6 protein-coding genes are annotated in these 9,894 nt (G+C 74.5%); 2 read left to right on the plus strand and 4 right to left on the minus strand.

Annotated features, from left to right (window positions below; translation table 11 throughout):
• The 4 genes from Cpa01nite_RS18215 to clpB form a co-directional block, all read right to left on the minus strand.
• Window positions 1-1,677, minus strand: a 1,677-nt coding sequence (locus Cpa01nite_RS18215; protein ID WP_203670284.1) for a DUF222 domain-containing protein, incomplete at its 3' end; no start/stop codon positions are given.
• 105 nt (window positions 1,678-1,782) lie between these two features.
• Window positions 1,783-2,439: a UdgX family uracil-DNA binding protein gene (locus tag Cpa01nite_RS18220; protein WP_203670285.1), complete on the minus strand. Its 657-nt coding sequence runs from the start codon at window positions 2,437-2,439 to the stop codon at window positions 1,783-1,785.
• The gene (locus tag Cpa01nite_RS18225; RefSeq protein ID WP_203670286.1) at window positions 2,432-3,100 is read right to left on the minus strand and encodes a DedA family protein; all 669 of its coding nucleotides are present in this window, start codon (window positions 3,098-3,100) and stop codon (window positions 2,432-2,434) included. Before Cpa01nite_RS18225 ends, Cpa01nite_RS18220 begins: the two co-directional genes overlap by 8 nt.
• A gap of 40 nt (window positions 3,101-3,140) precedes the next feature.
• The gene (clpB, locus tag Cpa01nite_RS18230) at window positions 3,141-5,747 is read right to left on the minus strand and encodes an ATP-dependent chaperone ClpB (RefSeq protein WP_203670287.1); all 2,607 of its coding nucleotides are present in this window, start codon (window positions 5,745-5,747) and stop codon (window positions 3,141-3,143) included.
• Window positions 5,748-6,495: 748 nt separating this feature from the next.
• Here clpB and Cpa01nite_RS18235 point away from each other — a divergent pair.
• Window positions 6,496-8,145, plus strand: coding sequence for a glycosyltransferase family 2 protein (locus Cpa01nite_RS18235; RefSeq protein WP_203670288.1), 1,650 nt, complete (start codon window positions 6,496-6,498; stop codon window positions 8,143-8,145).
• A partial coding sequence (locus tag Cpa01nite_RS18240; RefSeq protein ID WP_239068916.1) for a glycoside hydrolase family 26 protein occupies window positions 8,138-9,894 on the plus strand: 1,757 nt, incomplete at its 3' end. The genes Cpa01nite_RS18235 and Cpa01nite_RS18240, both read left to right, overlap by 8 nt.

The following is a 9,894-nucleotide window of genomic DNA, read 5'->3' on the forward strand; positions in this document are numbered from 1 at the left end:
GGCGCAGGTCCCGTCGCGGGTGCGGACGAGCTCCGCGAGGGCCGCAGTGGGTCGGTATCGCTCGCGTCCGAGGTCCAGGACGCGGTCGGTGCGGGGATCGGTGACGACCCGCCGCCACACGCCCCCGGCGGCGAGGGCGCGGGCGGCGACGGCATCGATGGGGCCGTAGCCGTCGAGGTGCGCCGGCATGTCGTCCAGCCCGAGGAGGGTGGCGGCGGAGACGGTGACGCGGACCTCGGCGCCGGGGCGGGCGCAGCCGCAGCGCCCGGCGCCTCGCGCCGCCGTGGACGCCAGGGCGACGGCAGCCGCGGGCGCTTCGGGACCGGGCGCGGCGGTAGCGCGCGGGGCCGGCTCGAGGGCGGCGGCATCGGGCGCGGCGGCGTCGAGCGCCGCGGTGTCGAGCGCGGCAGTGTCGAGCGCGGCAGTGTCGAGCGCGGCGGTGTCGAGCGCGGCGGACTCAGGCGAGGCGGCCTCGTGCTCGGTGGACTCGGGCGGAGCGAGATCCGCGCGCTCCGGCGCCGCGGGCTCGGGCGAGCCCTCGGTCGCGGCGGGGACGAGCGCTGCCGGCTGGTGGGCGTCGGAAGGGAGCACGGCGGGAACGGGGGGCTCCGGCCCGAGGACGGGGATGAGGGTGGCGATCGGGCGGGGCTCAGCGTGGCCGGCGCGCGCAGACCTCCTGCGGACCGTGGTCACCGGATCGGGGTCCGGGCGCGGAGCCGGGGCAGGCGCCGGAGCCGGTGGGTCGAGGTGCACCTCGACCGCCGGGCCGTCGGCGGGCGGGACGTCCCCGACGACCAGGTCCCGCAGCCCGTCCGCGCGCAGCTGGTCCAGCGTGCGCCCGTCCCCCACGGCCTGCGCGGCCCGCGCCGCGTGGTCGAGCACCCCGTCGACCCGGGTCGCGTCCTCCGCGGCCATGACCACCCACATCGCGGCCATCCCGTGCGGGCGCTGGCACGGGTGCGTCACCCGGCGGGTGCAGCGCGCCCGCCGGTGCCGGCTCGCGGCGCCCTCGGGGTCGACCAGTCGGATCTCCCGCTCCACTCGCTGCCGGAGCTGCGCGACCGAGCACTGGTCCGCGTCCGGGAGAACCGCGTCCTCGACGGCGTGCGCCGCCTGCCAAGGCACGTCGCTCAGCCCGGACGCCAGGGCCTCGGCCTTCGCGGCGTCGATCTGCCCGGTCTGCAGCGCCTCGCCGGTGGCGGCGAGCATGCCGTCGAGCACGAGGGCCCGGTGCACGGCCTTGTTCGCGGCGCCCCGGGACCACCCCAGGCGCGCGGACAGCTCGTCCCCGGCTACCGATGACTGCACCGGCGGCGCCCCGGCCAGCGGGGACCAGTCCGGGCTCATCTCCGGCCGGGAGGCGAGCTCGGCGATCGCCGCGAGCTTGCGGGCGTGCTGGTGCGCCTCCATGCGGTCGTGCGCGGCGACCACCTCGACGAGGATCACCGGCGACAGCACCGTCAGGTCGAGCCCCCGCAGCCAGGCGTCCAGCACCGGCCCGGGCGGGCATGCTGCGATCGCCTCGGCCTGCCGCTGCTCGCCCGTCCGCGGCGTCCCGCCGGCCGCCACGACGGGGTCCGGCCCGTCGTCCGTCAGGCACGTCCCGTCGCGCCCGTAGACCGGCAGCGCGGCGGCGACGACCACGTCGCCACCGGTCCATCGCTGCAGGTCAACCATGGAAAAACCCTACCGACGACCACCGACACGACCCGCCCCGCACCCCTGCGCCTGTGGACGACGCACGCCCCCGGAGCCTGTGGTGGTTCCCGTGCCCCGCGACCGTCAGCCGACCGCGGCGCCCGCCGCGCGCAGGTCCGCCACGAACCCCGCGTACGCCTCGTCCCAGCCCGCGCGACCGCGCAGCCGGAGCACGGCCGACGGGTGCACCGTCACCAGCACCGTCGCGTCGGGCGCCTCGGCCGGGTGCTCGTCCAGCAGCCGGCCGCGCAGCTCGCCGACGGTGACGTCGCGGCCGAGCACGGAGCGGGCGGCGGTCGCGCCGAGGCACACCACCACCCGCGGCCCGACGGCGGCGAGCTCGGCGCCCAGCCAGGGGTGGCACGCCCGGACGTGCGCCACCGCGGGGCTCTTGTGCAGCCGGCGCCTGCCGCGCTCGGTGAACCGGAAGTGCTTGACGGCGTTGGTCACGTACACCGCGCCGGCGTCCAGACCCGCGTCGCGCAGGCCGTCGTGCAGCACCCGGCCGGCGGGTCCGACGAACGGCTCGCCGGCGAGGTCCTCGCGGTCGCCGGGCTGCTCACCCACCAGGACGACGCGCGCGTCCGGCGGTCCCGCGCCGACCACCACCTGGGTCGCCGGCGCCCACAGCTCGCACCCGCGGCAGGCCGGCGCGGCGGCCGCCAGCGCGTCGACGTCGCCGTCCGGCGGCACCCACTCCTGGGCGCCCGGGCGGTCCGGCGTCGCGCGCCGCTCAGCCACGGTCGGCGAGCCTCCGGCGGCGCAGGCGCGTCCAGACGAACTTCACCACCACGACCACGATCGCGGCGTAGACGGCGTAGTTGATCCAGTCCGAGTACCGCCCGACGTCCTCCCACTGCTCCCCGAGCACGTAGCCCGCGACGATGAGCCCGGTGTTCCACACCGCGCTGCCGATCGCCGTGAACAGCAGGAACCTCGGCTGCGGCATCCGCTCGAGGCCCGCAGGGATCGACACCAGCGACCGCACCACCGGCACGCACCGGCCGATCAGCACCGCCGCGCCGCCGTGCCGGACGAACCAGTCCTCCGCCCGGTCCAGGTCCTCGACCTCCATGAGCGGGATCTTCTCCAGCCAGCGCCGCAGCCGCTCGCGGCCGAACCAGACGCCCAGCCCGTACAGGAGCCAGGCGCCGGCGACCGCGCCGACGGTGGCGCCGACGACCGCCGCGACCAGGTTCATCTGCCCCTGGCTCGCGACGTAGCCGGCGACCGGCAGCACGACCTCGGACGGGATCGGCGGGAACAGGTTCTCCAGCGCGACGAGCAGCCCGACGCCGACGGGTCCGAGCGCCTCGACGACGCCCACCACCCAGCCCGCCAGGCCGGTCAGCTCGGCGGAGCCGCCGGCGGCGGCGAGGGCGGCGGGGGCGGCGGCGTCCATCGACGCGATCGTCGCACGCACCCCGCCGCCCCGCCCGCGGTCAGACCCGGGTGAGCTCCAGCCCGCCGGCGGCGTCGGCCGCGCGGGTCACCCGCACGGTGTCGCCGTCCCGCACCTCGCCGGCCAGCAGCAGCCGGGCCAGGCGGTCGCCGATCTCGCGCTGCACGAGCCGGCGCAGCGGCCGGGCGCCGTAGGCCGGGTCGAAGCCCTCGATGGCGAGCCACTCGCGCGCCCCCGGGTCGACGTCCAGCGCGAGCCGCCGGTCCCGCAGCCGCGCCGCGAGCGCCGCGACCTGCAGGTCGACGATCCGGCCGATCTCCGCCAGCGACAGCGGGTCGAACAGCACGATGTCGTCGAGCCGGTTGAGGAACTCCGGCTTGAACGCGGCGCGCACGGCGTCCATCACGCCGGCCCTCCGCTGCTCCGGGTCGAGCAGCGGGTCGACGAGGTGCTGCGAGCCGAGGTTGGAGGTCAGCACGAGGATGACGTTCCGGAAGTCGACCGTCCGCCCCTGGCCGTCGGTGAGCCGGCCGTCGTCCAGCACCTGCAGCAGGATGTCGAACACCTCGGGGTGCGCCTTCTCGACCTCGTCGAGCAGCAGCACCGAGTACGGGCGCCGGCGGACGGCCTCGGTGAGCTGGCCGCCCTCCTCGTAGCCGACGTACCCCGGGGGCGCCCCGATGAGGCGCGCGACGGAGTGCCGCTCGGCGTACTCGGACATGTCGATCCGGACCATGGCGCGCTCGTCGTCGAACAGGAAGTCGGCGAGCGCCTTGGCGAGCTCGGTCTTGCCGACGCCGGTCGGGCCGAGGAACAGGAACGACCCGGTCGGCCGGTCGGGGTCGGCGATGCCCGCCCGCGAGCGGCGCACGGCGTCCGACACGGCGGCGACCGCGGCGGACTGGCCGATCAGCCGCTCGCCGATGACCTCCTCCATCCGGAGCAGCTTCGCGGTCTCCCCCTCGAGCAGCCGCCCGGCGGGGATGCCGGTCCACATGGCGACGACCTCGGCGATCTCGTCGGGGCCGACCTTGTCGGCGATCATCGGGGCCTGCGCCTCGGCGGCCGCGGCGTCGGCCTCGCGCTCCGAGCGCTCGGCCTCCGCGATCTCCTTCTCGACCGCCGGGATCTCGCCGTACTGCAGGCGCGCGGCGGCGGCGAGGTCGCCCTCGCGCAGCAGCCGGTCCGCGGTCGAGCGCAGGTCGTCCAGGCGCGCCTTGAGGTCGCCGACCAGGTTGTGCCCGGCCTTCTCCTTCTCCCAGCGCGCGGTCAGCCCGGCGAGCTCCTCGCGGCGGTCGGCGAGGTCGGCACGCAGCTTCTCCAGCCGCTCGCGGGAGGCCGGGTCGTCCGCCTCGGACAGCACGACCTCCTCCATCTCCAGCCGGGTGACGGCGCGCTGCAGCTCGTCGATCTCGACCGGGGAGGAGTCGAGCTCCATCCGCAGCCGGGACGCGGCCTCGTCGACCAGGTCGATCGCCTTGTCGGGGAGCTGCCGGCCGGTGATGTACCGGTCGGACAGCGTGGCGGCGGCGACGAGCGCGGCGTCGGCGATCGTCACCTTGTGGTGCGCCTCGTACCGCTCCTTGAGCCCGCGCAGGATCGCGACGGTGTCCTCCACCGACGGCTCGCCGACGAACACCTGCTGGAACCGGCGCTCCAGCGCGGGGTCCTTCTCGATCCGCTCGCGGTACTCGTCCAGCGTGGTGGCGCCGACCAGGCGCAGCTCGCCGCGGGCCAGCATGGGCTTGAGCATGTTGCCCGCGTCCATCGCCCCCTCCCCGCCGGCACCCGCGCCCACGACGGTGTGCAGCTCGTCGATGAACGTGACGACCTCGCCCTCGGAGGAGGTGATCTCCTCCAGGACCGCCTTCAGCCGCTCCTCGAACTCGCCGCGGTACTTCGCGCCGGCGACCATCGCCGCCAGGTCCAGCGAGACCAGGCGCTTGCCGCGCAGCGACTCCGGCACGTCGCCGGCCACGATGCGCTGGGCCAGGCCCTCGACGACGGCCGTCTTGCCGACGCCGGGCTCGCCGATCAGGACGGGGTTGTTCTTGGTCCGGCGGGACAGCACCTGGATCACGCGACGGATCTCGGCGTCGCGGCCGATCACCGGGTCGAGCCGCCCGTCGCGGGCGCGCTGGGTCAGGTCGACGCCGTACTGCTCGAGGGCCTTGTAGGTGCCCTCGGGGTTCGGGCTGGTGACGCGGGCGGAGCCGCGGACCGACGGCAGCGCGGCGGCGAGCGCGTCACGGGACGCGCCCTGGGCGCGCAGGGCGTCGGCGACGCCCGTCTGGCCGGCGGCGAGGCCCAGCAGCAGGTGCTCGGTGGACACGTAGTCGTCGCCCAGCGTGCGGGCCTCGGCCGACGCCGCCTCGATCGCGGACGAGGTCGCCCGGGAGGCCGTCGGCTGCGCGACGGAGGAGCCGCTCGCGGCGGGCAGGTTCACCAGGACCGCGCGCACCGCGCGCCCGAGCGCCTGCCGGTCGGCGCCCACGGCGTCGAGCAGGCCGTTCGCCACGCCGCCCTCCTGGGCGAGCAGCGCGTTCAGCAGGTGGGCGGGCTCCAGCTGCGGGTTGCCGGCGGCCGACGCCTGCTGGATGGCGTCGCCGATCGCCTCCTGCGACTTGGTGGTGAGCTTCGCGTCCAACGTCCCCTCCGTGCGTCCGGGTCGGCGCGGCCGGTCGACCGCGCGTGCGTGCGTCGCCCCGCTCGTGACGGGGCATCCGGTGCAACGGCACGCAAGTTGAGCCTATTCCGCTCAACTTGGCGACGTCGAGCCGACGGACGGTCGCGACCGACTGCCGTCCGGCCGCCGGGCGCGGCACGCTCGCGAGCGACCGACCCCGGCCGGAGCGGCGAGCCGGGCGAGGCGGCGGCCGGCACAGCGGGGTGACGCCGGGTCATAGCATCTCGTGACTCTGACGCCCGTCACTCGCGGTTGTGACCGTATTCACGCCGGCGACTTCCGTACGACACATCGCCGCAACGCGCGACACGCGAGCTGACCTGCGTCGCCGTGAAGCGCTTGCCCGATTCCGACATGTCGGACTTGCACGACTGTGATCTGCGCATTTACGGGCAATCCGGACACCTCTGACGTGATCCATCTCACATATGGTGTCTGAAATGCCGGGTGGGAGTTGCGCGAGCGCCACGGCGTCCAACACGCTGGGCGCACTCGAGGCCGGGAGCACAACCGGCGCACAGGATCCACCGATCGCCATGTCGTCGCCCGTCCGAACGGGTGACACCTCCGCCCTCGCCCTTCTCCCCGCCTGTCACAGAGGCCCACGCCTCCCGACCGGGACAGCGCCTTCCGGCGCGGATCCCGCCGCCCTCCGCCGCGTCACCGTCGCCGCTGGCTCCTCCGTCCCGACCCAGCGCCGAGGTGAGCGATGTTCATCTTCATCCTGCAGATCCGGCACATGCTCGACGAGCAGGCCGAGCTGTACCTCTTCACGATCTTCTCCGGGCTCGTCTGGGCCCTGTGGCTCCTCAAGGTGGGCCTCTCCCGGCGGTACCGCCCGTGGACGGAGGAGCACCACGAGACGACCAGCGTGATCGTCCCGGTCGTCGACGAGCCGCTCGACCTGTTCCGCGACGTGCTCACGCGCGTGACCGAGCAGCGGCCCGACGAGGTCATCGTCGTCATCAACGGCGCGGTCAACCCCGGGCTCCAGGCGGTCTGCGAGGAGTTCGCGCCGCTCGTCCGCTGGGTGCACACCCCGATCCCGGGCAAGCGGAACGCGGTCAAGATCGGCACCGAGATGTCCAAGTACGACATCACCGTGCTGCTCGACTCGGACACGGTCTGGACGCCGGGCACGCTGCCCGAGCTCATCAAGCCGTTCAAGGACCGGAACGTCGGCGGCGTCACCACCCGTCAGCGCATCCTCGAGCCGACCCGCTCCTGGATCACCCGCTGGGCGGACTGGCTGGAGAACTCGCGCTCGCTGTACTCGATGCCCGCGCAGTCGGTGCTCGGCCAGGTCGGCTGCCTCCCGGGCCGCACGATCGCGTTCCGCCGGCACATCCTCATCGACGTCATGGACGACTTCATGACCCAGCGGTTCATGGGCGTCTTCCTCGAGGTGTCCGACGACCGCACGCTGACGAACCTGACCCTCAAGAAGGGCTACCGGACCGTCTACCAGCACACGAGCCTCGTCTACACCGACGCCCCGCTGCAGGTGAAGAAGCTGTTCAAGCAGCAGCTCCGCTGGGCCCGCGGCTCGCAGTACAACACCCTGCGGATGCTGCCCTGGATGCTCGGGCACGCGCCGATCCTGGCGATCTTCTTCCTGACCGACATCATCCTGCCGTTCCTGCTGATCGGGACGATCGCGGGCTGGATCTACCGCTCGGTCAGCGGCACCGGCGTCAACCTCTACGAGGCGATGCTCGAGACCTACGGTGCCCAGGCCGGCTGGTTCTGGGTCATCGGCCTGATGGTCGTGTCCTCGGTGCTGTCGATGGCGATCCGGCAGATCCGGCACCTGCAGGAGGTCCCCAGCGACTTCTTCCGGCTGCCGGTCTTCATCATCGTCTCGACGTTCTTCCTCATGCCGGTCCGCCTGCTCGGGTTCCTGCGCATGGCGCACGCCTCCGGCTGGGGCACCCGCGCCGGCGCCTACGCCGGCGGCGACCCGGGCCAGGGCGGCCCGGAGGAGACCCTGAAGCCGGGCACGCTCGAGGCCGAGCTCGGCCTCATCGCCGACGCGGCGCCGGTGGACGTCGTCGACCGCGGTGGCTTCCCGACGCAGCGCGACCACGCGACCGACCCGGGCGGCACGTACGGCGAGCCCGTGCCCGCCGTCGCGGGCCACGCCCCGCTGACCGCCGAGGCCGTCGCCGTGGCGTCCGCCGCGACGCCCGCCCCGGCCGCGCACACCGCGGTCGCCACCGTGGCCGCCCCCGACACCACGCGCCGGCACGCCCGTGCCGCCGCCCCTGCCCCCGCCCGCCGACGGCTCAACCCGCTCGCGGGGATCCCCTACGTGATCGCCGTGGTCCTGTTCGCCCTGGAGGCCCTCCTCTATGTCTGACGCACCCATGCCGCCCAGCGGCAAGCACTGGTGGGCGCCCACGATGGGCCGGATGACGCTGCGCGCCCGCGTGGCCACCGCCGTCATCGTGCTCGCGCTCGTGGCCGTCACCGCGGTCGTGTGGAACCTGCCGACCGTCTCCTCGATCGTCCGCGCCCAGGCCGACGAGCCCACCGCCGCGGAGCTCGCGCTCCAGCAGCGCAACGCCGAGCTGGAGGGGCAGCTGCAGTCCAGCCGCGCCCAGGCCGACGCCCTCCGCGACGTCCTGGAGGACGAGCAGGCCGCCCGCAAGAAGGGCGAGCTCTCCGCCGCGGAGAACCAGGCCCGGCGCGAGGCCGAGGCGGCCGCGGCCGCCGCGGAGGAGAAGTCCTCGTCCGGGTCGTCGGGCTCCTCGAAGTCCTCGAGCTCGTCCCGCCCGGGCCGCACCGGCTCCGGCGCGGGCGCCGGCGCGTCGACCGGCGGCGGCTCCTCCTCGGGTGGCGGCGAGGGCGCGACCAACCCCGCCCCGCCGCGGCCCGAGAACCCGAGCACCCCGGCGGAGCCGGTCAAGCCCACCGCGCCGAGCAAGGCGCAGCTGCTCGACCCGAGCACCCGGTACTTCGGCATGTACACCGAGCAGGCCCCGTTCAACTGGGCCACGTTCGACGACGCGGCGAACGATGTCGGCCGCGAGCAGACGATGGTCGGCTTCTTCGGAGGCTGGGACGAGGCGTACCGCGACAACGCGGTGACCCGCGCCTGGCAGCGCGGCATGCTGCCGTTCCTCACCTGGGAGTCCCGCCCGATCGCGTCGAAGAACGACGTCGTGGTCGAGCCGGACTACACGCTGCCGAAGATCATCGCCGGCGACTTCGACGCCTACCTGACGCAGTACGCGAAGGACATCGCGTCGACCGGCCTGCCGCTCGCGATCCGCCTGGACCACGAGATGAACGGCACCTGGTACCCCTGGGCCGAGCAGACCGGCTCGGGCGCGCCGATCAACGGCAACAACGTCGGCGACTACGTGAAGATGTGGCAGCACGTCCACGACATCTTCGAGGCGAACGGCGCCAACCAGTACGTCATCTGGGTGTGGGCGCCGAACATCGTCAACAACCTGTCGGCCGCGCACCAGAGCACGGAGTTCCTGCGCGCGCTGTACCCGGGCGACGGGTACGTGGACTGGGTCGGCGTGTCCGGCTACCAGCGCCCGCCGTACAAGGCCGACAACAACGCGACCTTCCAGTACACCTACGACCGCACGCTGGACCAGCTCCGCGAGATCTCCGACAAGAAGATCCTGCTGGCCGAGGTCGGCGCGTCCGAGATCGGCGGCACCAAGCCCGCCTGGGTGAAGTCGTTCTTCCAGGGCTTCGACCCCGGCCGCAACGACGACGTCATCGGGTTCGCCTGGTTCAACCTCGCGGTGACCACCTACGTCGACGGCCAGCTCGCCACCAACGACTGGCGGGTGAACTCCCGGGCGAACAGCCTCGAGGCGTTCCGGACCGGCATCGCCGACCCGGCGCGGAACTTCGGCGGCGAGGTGCTCGCGTCCGCGCCGTCGGTGACCGCCCAGGCGCCGGCCGCCGCCGCGACCACCGCCCCGCCGACCCCGACGGGGGGCGTGGCGCCCGCGCCGACGCCCTCGCCGGTGGCGCCCGCCGCCCCGGAGCCGACCGCGGCGCCCGAGCCGGCCGCGTCGCCCGGGCCCACGGCGTCGCCGGAGCCGACCCCGGCCCCGAGCGCGACGCCCGCCCCGACCGC

Origin of the sequence: Cellulomonas pakistanensis (assembly GCF_016862755.1) — a bacterium.
Taxonomy (GTDB): domain Bacteria; phylum Actinomycetota; class Actinomycetes; order Actinomycetales; family Cellulomonadaceae; genus Cellulomonas; species Cellulomonas pakistanensis.

Excerpts from the sequence above, each read along its gene's own strand:
- Cpa01nite_RS18235 (WP_203670288.1), top strand. The coding sequence starts at position 6,496 with ATGTTCATCTTCATCCTGCAGATCCGGCACATGCTCGACGAGCAGGCC.
- Cpa01nite_RS18225 (WP_203670286.1), bottom strand. The coding sequence starts at position 3,100 with ATGGACGCCGCCGCCCCCGCCGCCCTCGCCGCCGCCGGCGGCTCCGCC.